Source organism: Micromonospora sp. BS32, assembly GCF_059089345.1.
On sequence record NZ_JBSSHR010000026.1, the window covers coordinates 12,482 to 26,649 of the forward strand.

13 protein-coding genes are annotated in these 14,168 nt (G+C 71.8%); 7 read left to right on the forward strand and 6 right to left on the reverse strand.

The genetic code is table 11. The features are described from left to right. Positions 1-97: 97 nt before the first annotated feature. Positions 98-1,357 (forward strand): glycoside hydrolase family 6 protein, encoded by a 1,260-nt coding sequence (locus tag AC5RWQ_RS27200; RefSeq protein WP_494285480.1) that lies wholly within the window; start codon positions 98-100, stop codon positions 1,355-1,357. 80 nt (positions 1,358-1,437) lie between these two features. On the opposite strand, the gene AC5RWQ_RS27205 is transcribed toward AC5RWQ_RS27200, so the two are convergent. Then, positions 1,438-3,273, reverse strand: a complete 1,836-nt coding sequence (locus tag AC5RWQ_RS27205; RefSeq protein ID WP_494285481.1) for a glycoside hydrolase family 3 protein — start codon at positions 3,271-3,273, stop codon at positions 1,438-1,440. A 244-nt stretch (positions 3,274-3,517) separates the two neighbouring features. On the opposite strand from AC5RWQ_RS27205, the gene AC5RWQ_RS27210 reads away from it, so the two are divergent. Next, positions 3,518-4,156, forward strand: coding sequence for a flavin reductase family protein (locus AC5RWQ_RS27210; RefSeq protein ID WP_494285482.1), 639 nt, complete (start codon positions 3,518-3,520; stop codon positions 4,154-4,156). A gap of 47 nt (positions 4,157-4,203) precedes the next feature. On the opposite strand, the gene AC5RWQ_RS27215 is transcribed toward AC5RWQ_RS27210, so the two are convergent. Further along, on the reverse strand, positions 4,204-5,421 hold the full coding sequence (locus AC5RWQ_RS27215; protein WP_494285483.1) for a S8 family peptidase: 1,218 nt from the start codon (positions 5,419-5,421) through the stop codon (positions 4,204-4,206). Between the two features lie 292 nt (positions 5,422-5,713). Between AC5RWQ_RS27215 and shbA the strand changes: the two genes are divergently transcribed. From shbA to AC5RWQ_RS27235, 4 genes are all read left to right on the forward strand, one after another. Then, complete coding sequence (gene shbA, locus AC5RWQ_RS27220) at positions 5,714-6,286, forward strand: RNA polymerase sigma factor ShbA (RefSeq protein WP_494285484.1); 573 nt, start codon at positions 5,714-5,716, stop codon at positions 6,284-6,286. Next, complete coding sequence (locus AC5RWQ_RS27225; RefSeq protein ID WP_494285485.1) at positions 6,283-7,392, forward strand: anti-sigma-D factor RsdA; 1,110 nt, start codon at positions 6,283-6,285, stop codon at positions 7,390-7,392. Before shbA ends, AC5RWQ_RS27225 begins: the two co-directional genes overlap by 4 nt. A gap of 72 nt (positions 7,393-7,464) precedes the next feature. Beyond that, positions 7,465-7,995, forward strand: coding sequence for a P-loop NTPase family protein (locus AC5RWQ_RS27230; protein ID WP_494285486.1), 531 nt, complete (start codon positions 7,465-7,467; stop codon positions 7,993-7,995). Positions 7,996-8,388: 393 nt separating this feature from the next. Beyond that, entirely contained in the window at positions 8,389-9,267 is an 879-nt protein-coding gene (locus tag AC5RWQ_RS27235) for an LLM class F420-dependent oxidoreductase (RefSeq protein WP_494285487.1), read from the forward strand. Between the two features lie 28 nt (positions 9,268-9,295). Here AC5RWQ_RS27235 and AC5RWQ_RS27240 read toward each other — a convergent pair whose 3' ends face one another. From AC5RWQ_RS27240 to AC5RWQ_RS27250, 3 genes are all read right to left on the reverse strand, one after another. Continuing rightward, the gene (locus AC5RWQ_RS27240) at positions 9,296-10,240 is read right to left on the reverse strand and encodes a hypothetical protein (protein WP_494285488.1); all 945 of its coding nucleotides are present in this window, start codon (positions 10,238-10,240) and stop codon (positions 9,296-9,298) included. A 69-nt stretch (positions 10,241-10,309) separates the two neighbouring features. Further along, positions 10,310-10,984, reverse strand: a complete 675-nt coding sequence (prfH, locus tag AC5RWQ_RS27245; RefSeq protein WP_494285489.1) for a peptide chain release factor H — start codon at positions 10,982-10,984, stop codon at positions 10,310-10,312. Next, positions 10,981-12,168, reverse strand: a complete 1,188-nt coding sequence (locus AC5RWQ_RS27250) for an RNA ligase RtcB family protein (protein ID WP_494285490.1) — start codon at positions 12,166-12,168, stop codon at positions 10,981-10,983. Before AC5RWQ_RS27250 ends, prfH begins: the two co-directional genes overlap by 4 nt. Positions 12,169-12,386: 218 nt before the next feature. On the opposite strand from AC5RWQ_RS27250, the gene AC5RWQ_RS27255 reads away from it, so the two are divergent. Further along, positions 12,387-13,175, forward strand: a complete 789-nt coding sequence (locus tag AC5RWQ_RS27255) for a hypothetical protein (protein WP_494285491.1) — start codon at positions 12,387-12,389, stop codon at positions 13,173-13,175. Here the strand turns inward: AC5RWQ_RS27255 and AC5RWQ_RS27260 are convergent. Continuing rightward, positions 13,141-14,154 (reverse strand): GGDEF domain-containing protein, encoded by a 1,014-nt coding sequence (locus AC5RWQ_RS27260; protein WP_494285492.1) that lies wholly within the window; start codon positions 14,152-14,154, stop codon positions 13,141-13,143. The genes AC5RWQ_RS27255 and AC5RWQ_RS27260 overlap by 35 nt on opposite strands. Between the last annotated feature and the right edge of the window lie 14 nt (positions 14,155-14,168).

Here is a 14,168-nt window from a genome sequence, read left to right on the forward strand (position 1 = left end):
CGGTGAAACATTGACAGTCGACCCTGCGCGGGGCATCGTCGGATGGGCTGCGGGAACGCTCCCACAGCCCGACCTGTCGCTGATCAGGAGCAACCACGTGGCCCTGACCCCCTTGCGCCGGCGAGCCGTGACCGGTCTCGCCGCCGTCGCCGCGACGCTCGCCGCGGCCGTACCCCTCTCCGCCGCGCCCGCCGGCGCGGCCATCCCCGACGACACCACCTTCTACACCCCGCGCCCGGATCACGGGGCGGTCGAGCAGATCGCCGCCCTCACCGCGGCCGGGCAGCACGCCCGCGCGGCTGAGCTGCGCGCCATGATCCGTACACCGCAGGCGGTCTGGGTGACTGGGGGTTCCGGGCACGCGCTCACCCAGTCGGTCAGGGCCGAAGTGAAGCGGGCCGCCGGTAAGAAGACCGTGCCGGTCCTGGTGGCCTACAACATCCCGTTCCGCGACTGCGCCCAGTACTCGGCCGGCGGCGCCACCTCGGTCGCCGAGTACGAGGCATGGATCGATGCCTTCGCCGCCGGAATCGGCGACGGCGAGGTGGCCGTCATGCTGGAGCCGGACGGCCTAGGCATCATCCCCTGGTACACCACCATCAACGGCAATCAGGAGTGGTGCAGGCCGGCCGAGGCCGACCCGGCCACCGCCGCCGCCGACCGTTTCGCGATGCTCAACTACGCGGTCGACGTGCTGACCGCGCTGCCCCGCACGAGCGTCTACCTCGACGGCACGCACAGCGCCTGGCTGGGCGTCGGCGACATCGCCGACCGGCTGGTGAAGGCGGGCGTCCGCAAGGCCGACGGGTTCTTCCTCAACGTATCGAACTACGAGACCACCGAGCGGCAGCTCAAGTTCGGCAACTGGATCTCCAAGTGCGTCTACTACGGCACCGAAGGTCCGCAGTGGGCGCGGGGCCACTTCGACTGGTGCGCCAGTCAGTACTACCCGGCCGATCCCACCGACTTCAGCACCTGGGGCCGCACCGACGCCTGGTACGACGAGAACGTCGGTGACGTCTCCGACGACCGGCTCGCCCACTTCGTGGTGGACACCAGCCGCAACGGCCAGGGCCCGTGGACCGCGCCGGCCGGGGTGAGCTGGCCGGACCCGCAGACCTGGTGCAACCCGCCGGACCGTGGCCTCGGCCTGCGCCCCACCACAGCGACCGGTGAGCCGCTTGCCGACGCGTTCCTGTGGATCAAGACACCCGGTCAGTCCGACGGGCAGTGCGACCGGGGCACCGGCACCGGTCACGACCCGGCCCGGGGCGGCATCGCCGACCCGGCCGCCGGAGCCTGGTTCGACGAGCAGGCCCTCGAACTGGTGACCTACGCGAACCCACCGCTGCGCTGAGCGACGCCCGACCGGGGGCGGTGCTGACCGCCGGTGCATGAAGGGGGCCGCCGGACGCAGGTCCGGCGGCCCCCGGACGGTCAGTACGTCAGACCGTAGCCCTGCGCGAAGAGCGGCAGTTGCCCGTCGCCGGCGTTGATCGGCTGTTGGCTCACCGAGTTCATCCAGGTCATCGGGAGCTTGCCGGTCGGTGCCGCGGCGCCGAACAGGACGTCCGCGACCCCGTCACCCTCCGTGCCGGGCAGCCAGGACGCCAGCAGCGCGTCCCAGCGGGGCAGCTCGGCGGCGATGTCGAGCGGGCGGCCCGACACCAGCACCACGATCACCGGGACGCCGGCGTTGCGCAGCGTCGAGATGGTCCGCAGGTCGTCCCGGTCCAGGCTCATGCTGCCGGTCCGGTCGCCCTGTCCCTCTGCGTACGGTGTCTCGCCGACCACCGCGATGGCGGCCCGGTAGGTGCGGTCGATGCCGGTGCCGCGCTGGTTGTAGGTGACCGTCGTGGTCGGACCGACCGCGGCTCGGATGCCCTGCAGGATGGTGGTGCCGGGGGTGATGTTGCCGGAGGACCCCTGCCAGGAGATGGTCCAGCCGCCGCTCTGGTTGCCGATGTTGTCGGCGTTCTTGCCGGCCACGAAGATCTTGTTGTTGTCCCGGGCCAGCGGCAGCACCCCGCCGGTGTTCTTCAGCAGCACCTGGGACTCCCGGACCGCCTGGCGGGCGAGTGCCCGGTGCGTCGTGCTGCCGACGCTCGGCGTCCAGCTCCGGTCGGTGTACGGGCGCTCGAAGAGACCCAGCTCGAACTTCTTGGTCAGGATGCGCCGATTCGCGTCGTCGATCCGGCTGAGCGGGACGTGGCCGTTCTGCACCTCCGCGCGCAGCGTGCTGATGAAGGTCTTCCAGGCGGTCGGCACCATCACCATGTCGATGCCGGCGTTGACGGCGGCGGTGACCTCGGCGGCGGTGAAGCCGGAGGCGCCGTCGATCTGGTCGATGCCGTTCCAGTCCGAGACGACGAATCCGGTGAAGCCGAGCTCTCCCTTGAGCACGGTGCTGATCAGGTACTGGTTGCCGTGCAGCTTGACGCCGTTCCAACTGCTGTAGGAGATCATCACCGAACCGACGCCGCGCTGCACGGCTGCCTGAAACGGCGGCAGGTGGATCGCCCGCAGCTCCGCCTCGGACAGCTCGGTGTTGCCCTGGTCGTCGCCGCCGGTGGTGCCGCCGTCGCCCAGGTAGTGCTTGGCGGTGGCGAGCACCGACGTGGGCCCGTTCAGCGTGGTGCCCTGCAGGCCGGTGACCATGGTGGTCATGTCCGACGGGAGGTCCGGAGTCTCGCCGAACGACTCGTACGTACGACCCCAGCGGTCGTTCCGGGCCACGCAGAGGCAGGGCGCGAAGTCCCAGTCGATGCCGGTGCCGGAGACCTCCTCGGCGACCGCCTGGCCGATCCGCTGCACCAGGGCCGGGTCGCGGGTCGCGCCGAGCCCGATGTTGTGCGGGAAGATCGTCGCGCCGACGACGTTGTTGTGCCCGTGCACGGCGTCCACGCCGTAGATCATCGGGATCCCCAGCGGCGTGGCGAGGGCGGACCGTTGGAACGTGTCGTACATGTCCGCCCAGCTGGTGGCGGTGTTGGGGGAGGGTGCGGAGCCGCCGCCGGAGAGGAGCGAGCCCAGCCGGTAGGTCGTCAGGTCGGTGGCGGTCACCGACCCGCGCTCGGCCTGGGTCATCTGGCCGATCTTCTCGTCCAGGGTCATCCGGGAGAGCAGGTCGGTGACGCGGGTGGCGACGGGCAGCGTCGGATCCTGGTAGGGGTAGGTCGCGGCGGTGGCCGGCACCGGCACGGCCAGCGCGGTGACCGCGACGAGGAGCAGGGCGAGGATGAGTGGACGGCGGACGTGGCGGTGGTGGGTCACGGGTCACTCCTCTCGGAGGAACGTTCATGCCGTTGATCGGCACCCTAGGCCACCCCGACAGCGATCGACACCGCTGATTGGTTGGAGCTGTGAACAATCCTCCCCGTTTCCGGATACGCACACCCTGCCGGAACGCTAGGTCCGATCGCCGCCAGCAGCCGTCGCCTGCTTCAGGGAGAGTCGCTGACGGCTCGCGCGCCTCGTGGCGAGCCTCTTCTGCTCACATCCCGTGAAAGGCTGACGAATGCACGTGGTCCCCGGGCTCAAGGTGTTGTACTTCGGGACGCCGGTGGTGCTGATCAGCTCGCGTAACGAGGACGGCACTGCGAACCTCGCACCGATGTCCTCCGCGTGGTGGCTGGGCCAGTCCTGCATGCTCGGTCTCGGCAACAGCGGCCAGACGACCGCGAACCTGCTGCGCGAACGCGAGTGTGTGCTCAACCTGCCGTCATCGGCGATGGTCGACGCCGTGGACCGGATCGCCCTCACCACTGGCAAATCGGCCGTGCCGGAACACAAGGCGGCGCAGGGCTACCGGTACGAGCCGGACAAGTTCTCGGCCGCGCAGCTGACCGAGCAGGCAGCAGAGCTGGTCCGGGCGCCTCGGGTCGCGGAATGCCCGGTCCAGTTGGAATGCAGGGTCGTCTCGACGTACCCCTTCGGCAGTCCCACCGCTGATGCCACCGCCTTCCAGGTCGAGATCCTTCGCGCCCACATCGAGGAGGACCTGGTCATCCCGGGGACGCACTATGTCGACCCGCTCGGCTGGGACCCGCTGATCATGAAGTTCTGCGAGTTCTTCGGCGGTGGACGCAACGTGCATCCGTCGAAACTCGCCGAGGGCTGGAACATGCCCCATCAGCTCCAGCCGGCGGTCGTCTGAGCTGGTCGTCCCGGCCCGGGGTCCGGGCCGGGACGACCGATCGGCGATCAGAAGGTGGCGACGTTGAGCAGCTTCTCCTGGATGCCGTCCGGGTCACCGGCCGGCCAGCTGTAGTTGGTGGTACCGGCAGCCTGGAGGGCCGACTTGACGGCGCTCGGGGTGGCGGTGGGGTGGGTCGCCTTGTAGAGGGCGGCGCCACCGGCGGCGTGCGGGCTGGCCATCGAGGTGCCGGAGATGGTGTTGTAGCCGCCGCCCTTCCAGGTGGAGTAGATGCAGACACCCGGCGCCATCAGGTCGACGTCCGCGCCGAAGTTCGAGAAGTCGGCGATGGTGTCGTCGACGTCGCTGCGGCAGGTGGACGCCGCGCCGCCACCGGGGAGGCCGTTGAAGTCGGCGAGGGCGCTCACGGTGATGACCTCGTCGTAGGCGGCGGGCACGTGGTTGGCGGCGTTGTCGGTCTCGTTGCCGGCCGCGACGACGTAGGTCACGCCGGAGGCGACGGACCTGCAGATCGCCTCGTGCATGGCGTCCTTGTTGCTGCCGCAGGCGCTGTCGGAGCCGGACCCGCCGAGGCTCATGTTGGCGACCTCGATCTCGCTGGCGTGCGCGGTGACGTAGTCGATGCCGCAGATGATGTCCGAGAACGTGCCGCTGCCGGCGTTGTTGAGGACCCGGACGGGCCAGAGCCGGGCGCCCGGGGCCATGCCGACGACGCCGATGCCGTTGTCGAGCGCGCCGATCGTGCCGGAGACGTGCGAGCCGTGGCCGTTGCCGTCGTTCGCGCTGGCGCCGGTGGAGCAGTTCTTGGCGCCGGCGGTGTAGACGTTCAGGTCCGGGTGGGTGAGGTCGATGCCGGTGTCGATGACCGCGACGTCGACGTTGACCCGCTCGTCGGCACCGTTGATCTTCGCGGTCGGGCTCAGCTCGGCGTCGGCCCGGTTGATGCCGGTCGGCGTGGTCTGGGCGTCGGCCGTCGCCACTCCGTCGGCCTGGACGAAGAGCACTCGGGCGTCCCGGGCGATGCGGGTAGCGGCGGTGGCGCTCATCCGCGCGGAGTAGCCGCGCAGCGCGTGCTCGTAGACGTGGCCGACCGTGGCGCCGTTGGCCCGGGCCTGTTCGGCGGCGATCGACGACGAGTTGGCGTCGGCGCGGAGGACGACGATGTAGCCGCTGTCCGACTCGGCGCGGGGGGCGGCGGTGGCGCCGGTCGCCGAGGCGGCGACGACGATGCCGGTCAGCATCGCGACGCCCAGTGTCTTGCGCATGGGGGTTCCTCTCCACGTGCGGTTGGGGCGGTTGGCCCATGCCGAGGCTGTCGCAGCCGGAGCGTCCCAGCCAGGGAGAAGAAACATTCGTTACTAGAAATATATAAATACGGACAAAGCGACCCACGGCACTGGACCCGGCGTGCGGCGGGCCGGGTGGACGGGGCGCTCTCGCCTCTCTCGTCCGGGTTATCGGCGGATGTCGCCGCGGTGTTACATCAGCGACCTGTTGGCGACGGAACCTGAGACAGCTACCGTCGACCCAGCTGCAGCAGAAGGGCCAGCGACCGCGATGGATACACCGCCTCCCGACGTCGTGCGCCGCGCCGCCGCCGGTGACCCGGCCGCCGTCGCCGAGGTCCTGACCCGGATCAGACCGATCGTCGTGCGGTACAGCCTCGCCCGGCTGGGACATGTCGGCGCCGGCAGCGCCACCGCCGAGGACGTCGCCCAGGAGGTCTGCCTCGCCGTGCTGGGCGCCCTGCCGCGCTTCACCGATCAGGGTCGTCCCTTCCTCGCCTTCGTCTACGGCATCGCCGCCCGCAAGGTCGCCGACGCCTACCGGGCGGCGAGCAGGGACCGCGCGGAGAGCGTCCCCGACGTCCCGGACGTTGCGGACCCGACCCCCGGCCCCGAACTCCGTGCGGTCACGGCCGACCTGGGCGTCAGGCTCAGCGGACTGCTGGCGCAACTGCCGGCGACACACCGGGAGATCCTCGTGCTGCGGCTGGCGGTCGGCATGACCGCGGACGAGGTCGGTACCGTGCTCGGTATGACCGGAGGTGCCGTGCGGCTGGCGCAGCACCGCGCCCTGACCCGGCTGCGCGCCCTCGCCGGCGACACCCTCGCCCGGGTGGTCATATGAGCGACGTACCCCCTCCGTCGCCGACGGACCCGGTCTCGCGCGACGACGGCCTGCTCGACGCGCTCTGCCGCGGCGAGCAGCCACCTCCCGACCACCCCGGCGACGACCCGGTGACCGCGCTGCTGGCCGACTGGCGCGCCGAGCTGGTGGCGAAATCGGAGCAGGTGGAGCAGGCGCTGGAGCAGAGCCAGCCCCGCGGGGACGTACCGACGGCACCGCCCACCACGCCGCGCCCGACCCGGCCGGTGCTCCGGCGGCGGAGCGCCGCGACCAGCGGACCTGCCGCGCCGCGACGCCGGCGGACGGCGCTCACCGCCGCCGCCCTCAGTGTGCTCACCGCCGTTGGTGGCCTCTGGCTGGGTGCGGCCCGGGCCCAGCCGGGCGGCCTGCTGTGGCCGGTCGCCGAGCTGGTCAACGCCGACCGGGTCCAGTCGGTCCGCACCGAACAAGAGATCGGCCGGACGCTGGACAAGGCCCGAAAGGACCTCGCGGACCACCGGTACGCCGAGGCCCGGATCCACCTGGAGCGCGCCGCGGGGCTGCTGGGCACCCTCGGCGACGACCAGAGCCTCACCCGGCTGAGGGCCGACATCGACGAACTCCGGCACCTGCTGCCGCCCGCGGCCCCGACCACCCCGTCGACACCCGACGCCCATGCTTCCCCCGGCGCCGTGCCGGTGCCGCCCGTCCCGGACCCCGCCATGTCCACCGCGATGGAACCCGCGTCGGTTCCACCCACCTCGGCCCAGTCGACACCGACCGGGCCGGCACCGGCGGGCCGGTCGCCGAAGTCGCCAGCCGGAACGTCCGCCGGTCTGCCGAGCACCCCGTCGGCGGGCCGGCGCGGGCAGCAGCCTCCGTCGCCAACTCGCCCCGCCCCGGAGCCGACCGCGAAACCTCATCGGGACGACAGCGCCGCAGCCCGCCCGCCGGCGCCCGGTCTGCGCTCCGCCGGCATGGCCGACAAGATTCGTCCGCGCCAGGACGCCGCCGACCGGATCGGGCCTGGCCAACCGGCCACCGTGGACCCGACCCGCCGAGCCGTCGACAGTCAGGACGAATCGGCGGACCCCGGGGCTTCCACCGCGGGGTCGGATCTCGGCTGAGTGACGGATGAACTGTCCGGTCGGCCGCCGGGCCGCCCGCAACCCCTTGCGCCACCGGCGTACGCTGCCGCGATGAACGCGCCGTCCCGCATCCTGATCTACGGGGTGTACGGGGCCGGCAAGTCCACCCTCGCGGCGCGGTTGGCCGAGCGCCTCGGGTTGCCGTGGCATCCGGTCGACGAACTGCTCTGGCAGCCCGGCTGGGTCGAGGTGCCGGTCGCGCAGCAGCGCAGCCGGATCGAGGCGATCTGCCGACGCGATCGCTGGATCCTCGACGGGGCGTACCACGGATGGCGGGACGTGCCACTGGCCCGCGCCGACCTGGTCGTCGGCCTGGACTACCCGCGCTGGCGCTCCTTCGGCCGGCTGCTGCGCCGCACCCTCCGCCGGCTGTGGACCGCCGAGGAGATCTGCAACGGCAACCGCGAGTCGCTGGGCAGTGTGCTGTCCCGGGACTCGATCCTGCTGTGGCACCTCACCGCGTTCGGCCGGGCCCGCCGCCGGATGCGGGCCTGGCAGGCCGACCCGTCCGGGCCGCCGGTGCTGCTGTTCCGCTCTCCGGCCGCCCTGAACCGCTGGCTGGCCGGCCCGCCCGGCCGGTGAGATGTTCGCTCAGGCGTTGCCCTGCCGCTGGACGCGCCCTTCGCGGTCCACCTTCGAACGGTCCTGGTCGCGTTCGGTGCCCGACGTCCCGGTCGCTGTGCGATCACGCCGTTGGTGCGGGGAATGCTCGACCGGGGAGCCTTGGCGGCCTGCCGCGCCGCTGCCCGAGTGCCGCCCCGCGCGGGCCGACTCGCCGCCGCTGTCGTGCTTGTTCTGCTTGTGGCTACCCATGCGCCGCGGGTACCCGGGCAGTGCGGAGATAGTCCCGGCACCAGCGTGGGGGCGGTGGAGTTTCCGCGTGTAGAGAACGGTGCGCCCGGATTGCGCTGTTCCGTCTGGTTGTCCCTGGACCGCGGGCCGGATGCGCCGCGGACCACTAGGCTCGGTGCGGAGGTGCCGACAGTGAAGCTCGGGCTGCACTACTGGACATACTCGACGCCGGCGGACCCGGCGGCGATCGCGCCGACCCTGGCCGAGACGGCCGTCACCGCCGAGCAGGCCGGTGTCGCGTCCTTCACGGTGATGGACCACTACTTCCAGATGGACGCGCTGGCTCCGGCCGAGGAGCCGATGCTGGAGGCGTACACCACCCTGGGCTATGTCGCGGCGAAGACCGAGCGCATGACGTTGGGCGTGCTGGTCAGCGGGGTGATGTACCGGCACCCGGGGCTGCTCGCCAAGATCGTGACCACGCTCGACGTGCTCTCCGGCGGCCGGGCCCGACTGGGCATCGGCGCCTCCTGGTACGAGCGGGAGCAGCGTGGCCTGGGCGTACCCGTGGTCCCGATGGCCGAGCGGTTCGAGCGGCTGGAGGAGACGCTGCGGATCTTCCGGCAGATGTGGAGTGACGACGACGGTCCGTTCGACGGCCGGCACTACCAGCTCGCCGAGACGCTCAACTCACCGCAGTCGTTGAGCCGTCCGCACCCGCCGATCATGATCGGCGGCAGCGGTGAGAAGAAGACCCTGCTCCTGGTGGCCAGGTACGCCGACGCCTGCAACCTGTTCGGCACCAGCCCCGCCGAGGTGGCGCACAAGCTGGACGTGCTGCGGAGGCACTGCGCCGCCGAAGACCGCGACTACGACAGCATCGAGAAGACCGTCATCGTGTCCCGGCCGGCGCTGGCAGACGTCGACGGGTTCCTCGCCGAGGTGGCCGAGTACGCCGCGCTCGGGGTGACCGAGGTGCAGGTCACGCCGGACCGCCACCCGGTGGAGTTCACCCGGCGGATCGGCGACGAGGTGCTGCCGAAACTGGCCACCATCGGCTGAGCCGTGTCTCGACCTCGGGGGAGCGCCGTCAGCTCTGCTGGTAACAGACGGCGGCGAGGCCGCATGGGGCGTGCAGTTGCAGATAGTAGGCGCCCTCGCCGAAGTCGAGATCCGCGCCGCCGACCAGGGCGACGTAGTCCATCGGCTGGCCGCATGCCGGGCAGTCGGCGTGCTCGGCATCCTGGATCCACTGGGGGTGGCCGCCGAGCGTGGAGCCGCCCTCGTCCCACGCGCTGGCCTGGTACGGGGTGGCCCGCGGCTCACCGATGGTGGGCAGCAGGGCCGGCGGGTCCTCGGTTGAGCGGGGCAGGTAACTCGGCGGCGAGTTGTGCGGCGACCAGACCGACCCTCCGTCCGGCGTGACCCGGCTGTAGAGCGTGGTGTAGCAGGCACAGAGGGAACAGGTGGTGATTCGCAGGCGTCCCTGCCAACCGGTGTGCGCCAGTGCCTGGGCGGCTCGCGGATCGCCAGTGTCGAGGTTCAGGATCGGCCACAGCGGCGAGTCGCACCATGGGCATGTCGCACCCCCTGCCACCTGCGGTGCGGCTATCGGGACGAGGCGGTAGGCGACCGGCCCGCACAGCTCGCGGCGGGTGCCATCGGGGTGCAGCGTCCAACCGCCCTGCTTGGCGTATTCGAGCGGCGCGACGTGGAGCTTGTCCGTGCCGGGCGGGGGTACCGCGGACCAGCGTCGGAACGCGGCCTCGGCGAGCGGGTCACGGGTGTGGGCGAGAACGAGCAGCAGGTGGTTCAGTTCAGCGTCATGCCGGCCGCAGTCGACGCGGTCGATGACGCGCTGGACCACGCCGCTGTCGGCCGCCCGGTACAGCGTCGGCGGCCACACGATGCCGAGATCCAGCAGCTGGTGCAGGTGCGGGGCCAGCCTGTCGGGCCCAGCGGCAGCGATCTTCTCCAGCTCGTCGATGGCGTCGTAGTCGCCGTGTGCCGCAGCCGTCAGCAGATCCTGGATCATGCGCCGGATCGTAGCCGCGCCGCCTGACATGGCCTCCTGCGAGCCAGCGGTTCGGACAAGGCGACGTGGTCACGGCAGGCGTGGCCGGGTGGGCCGCCGCCGTCGCTGCTGTGGGGCCGTGTCGTCCTCCGCCGGTTGGGGACGTTCGACGCGGGTGGGGTTGCCGCGGACGAGCTGGTCGTGGATGTGCCACCGGGCGGTGGTGACGGCGCGCCGCGCCGCCTCGTCGCCGTCCTCGATGCGCTGGCGCAGCAGTTGCAGGGCGATGCGCCGGTTGAGGCTGAACTGCCGCTCGGTGTCGACCACGACGACGATGCCCGAGGGACGGTGGGTCGCCCGTACCGCCGTGCTGGCCTTGTTGCGGTGCTGACCGCCCGGGCCCCCGGTACGGCAGCCGACGATGTCGACGTCCGCCTCCGCGAACGTGGTGGCCGGGATGCCGACCTGGCACGGGCGGGCGGTGACGTACCAGTTCTTCCGGCCGGTGCTCGTCCGGTAGGGGCTGGCGGCCTGCCAGCACAGGGTTCCCGTCCACGAGGCGGCGAACGCCTCGGCCCCGGCGCCGGCGATCCGGATCAGTGCCGATCGGTAGGTGTCGGGCCGGTCACCGGGAACGGTCTCGACACGATCGGTCGTCAGATCCCGACGGAGGGCGTCGGCTTCCAGTCGGTGCAGCAGCCGGGCCAGCGCCCAGGCGCACTCCTGCGGGCCACGCCCGGCTGACATGAGCAGGTGGACGGTCACGGCCGACCTCGCTTGCGGCGGGGCTCCCGACGGTCCGGGCGGGGCGCGGAACCGACGTCGGCCGTCTTGTAGGTCACCAGTGGAACCGTGGTGGCCACGGGCGTGGCCAGGTCGTGGTCGACGAGGTCCGTGATCACCTGCTCGATGCGCTTGTAGGCCGTCGGCGCCTCCTCGAAGAGCAGCTGGCGGTCGCCGCACACGACCAGCGACCCCACCGGCGTGCGGCGCAGCTCGTCGACGGTGTGCTTGGCCCGGCCCCGCCGCAGGGCGTCGGCGCGCGACATCTTGCGGCCCGCGCCGTGCGCCACGGAATGGTTGGCCTGCGGGCCGGCGTGGGCGGCGACGAGGTAGGAACGGGTGCCTCGCGTACCGGCGATGAGCACGTCGCGGCCGTCACCCGGCGCGGCGCCCTTGCGGTGCAGGTAGCTCCCGTCGCGAAGCTCGACCAGGTTGTGGCACTGGTCGACGATCGGCTCGGTGGGCTCGGCCCCCAGGGCGTGGGCGACCCGGGCGGCCATCAGCCGCCGGTTCAGCGATCCCCAGCGTACGGCGTCGTCATGCGCCGCCAGGTAGGCGGCGGGATCGGCGGCGGGACCCGCGCCGTGGACCTCGGTGTGCGCCCGCAGGATCCGCTCGCCCAACCCGCGGGAACCACTGTGGACGATGAGGACGAGGTCACCGACGTCGAGCCCGAGACGGCTCGCGTGGCTCGGCTCGAAGACGGTCTCGATCCGCGCCAGCTCGACGAAGTGGTTACCCCGGCCGACCGTGCCGAGGCCCTCGAGGTGACCGGCGGGCACATCGCCCGCCACGACGGCCCAGGCCGGGTCGTCGGCGTCCCGCTCGGGGTCCAGCGCGCGGTCGAGGTCGGGGAACCGGGCGGCCAGCCTCTCGGGTACGGCGCGCTTGAGCCTGATCGGGAACACGGCGATGCCGCAACCGATGTCGGAGCCCACCAGGAACGGATACAACACGGTCGACGCCATGGCGGCGCCGATGGGGGCGCCCTTGCCCGGGTGCAGGTCCGGCATCGCGGCGACGTGGATCATGCCGTCGAGGGCGGCCACCTGCTGGCACTGGGCGAGGGCATCGGACTCGATCCAACTGGTGGGGGAGGCGAACACGGTCACGGTGGCCGGGGTGGACTGCGGCAGGGAATCCTGCCGGGAGTGCTGCGGAGACAAGGACGCTCGCTTCTCGGGAAACGGTATGGACGGACGGCATGACGGCACCGGTCGGCGCCGTGGAGCCTGGGAGCTACGGGGTGCTGTCCATCAGAACGTCATGGCCACACCCTCCCGGAGCCCACCGTGCCCGGCAAGCGACTTTCGGTCGTACGGGCGGAGGCCGGCGAGCGCGAAACACCGGTGCGGAACGGTTCGTCCTCGTCGATGATGGCGGCGTGACGGAGCAGGGGGACGGGTACGCCGAACAGCGTCTGTACGACGCGGTGGCGCGCTGGGATGCCGACACCGGGCACGGCCCGGCGGGCGTCCGTCGGCTCGGCGTCGACGTACTGCGCCTCGCGGTGACCCGCGAGTCCGCCCCTGCCGGCAGCGGTTTCCAGGTCCAGGTCCACGTCAACGACCGGGAGATGACCGCGGCGGGGGCCGGTCTCGGGATGGACCCGTACGAGCTGCTCGTACCCACCAACCACCTGGTGGCGACGTCGGAACCGCACACCGTCCCGATCGCCCGCTGCGACTGTGGCGTCTACGGCTGCGGCTCGACCGACGTCACCATCACCCGCGACGGTGACCTGGTGCACTGGGACTGGTCGCTCGAGGTCCCCATGAGCCGCCGCGCCTCCTTCGCCGCCGCGGCGTACGACGTGGAGGTCGCCCGGGTGGCCGCCGACCACTCCTGGGAGACGGCGGAACGGACCGCGGGACGTCTGGTCCTGACCGGGATGGACCGGGACCGACTGCTCGCCCACGGCCTCGTCGTCCAGTGGGCCGGCAACAATCACCGTGATCCCACGCTGTTCCGGGTCGCCCTGGGACTCGGTGACCATCAGGTGTTCGTCGACACCCCCTGGCACGGGCGCACACCGAAGGCGTTGGCACACCAGGTGTGTGCCACCCTGGCGCTGCCTCCCCAGCGGTGGCGCGCCAGCTGGCATCCCACCAGCCCCGGGCTGAGCGAGCCACCCGGGATCAAGGGAGCGGCCTGGACGCCCGCGACGTTCTGACCACCGAGACACCGACCCCGCGCCGTTGCCGCTTCACCCGGTAGAGGCGCTGGTCGGCGACCTGCATCAGGGTGTCGAGGGTGTTGCCGTCGTGTGGGGCGGTGGCCGAGCCGATGCTGATGTCGGCGTGCTGGCGTACCGCCGCGTCGATCCGCGTCGTGACCGTCCGGGTGGTGGCCTCGTCGGCGTCGACCAGGACGACGACGAACTCGTCGCCGCCGATGCGGGCGATGGCGTCCCCGGCGCGCAGCACCTCCCGCGTCGCCGCCACCGTCCGCCGCAGCAACTCGTCGCCGGCGGAATGCCCGAGGCGGTCGTTGACCAGCTTGAAGTCGTCGAGGTCCAGGCAGAGCAGGGACGGGCCGGGGCGGCAGCCGGTGCGGAACAGGTGGCTGGTGAACTCGGCGAGACCGCGCCGGTTCAGGGCCCCGGTGAGCGGGTCCAGCGACGCGAGGGCGCGCAGCTGGGAACGCTGCCGCGCCAGCACCCGGGTCTGCGTGGAGCAGACCGAGGTCAGGACCACCATGCCCGCGACGTAGATGAAGACGTGACCGGGCGGCGCCGGGCGGCCGGTGGCGGCGACGGCGAGGTACGCCCCGAGGGTGAGCGCCTCGAGCCCCATCATCAGGCGCAGATGGGGGGTGTGGCTGGCCACGAAGACGGTCGTGGTCACGAAACCGAGGGCCGCCGGTGAGGCGGCGCCGCCGTCCCAGTACGCGCCGATCGCCACGATGAAGAGCGCGATCAGCAGGATCGTGAACGAGATCCGGTACCCCCACGCCTTCGTGGTCACCCGTTTCGCCGCCCACAGACCCGCGATGCCGCACGCGATGCCGGAGCCGTAGGCGGCGAGCATGGGCACCCGGTGTGCCTCGCCGAGGGTCAGCAGGCAGTAGACGACGGCGACCCCGTTGGAGACGACGTGCAGCGCCGCGCTGAACAGCATCCGTCGACGCCGCTCGTTCATCACACTGTCCATCGCACGCACGGCAC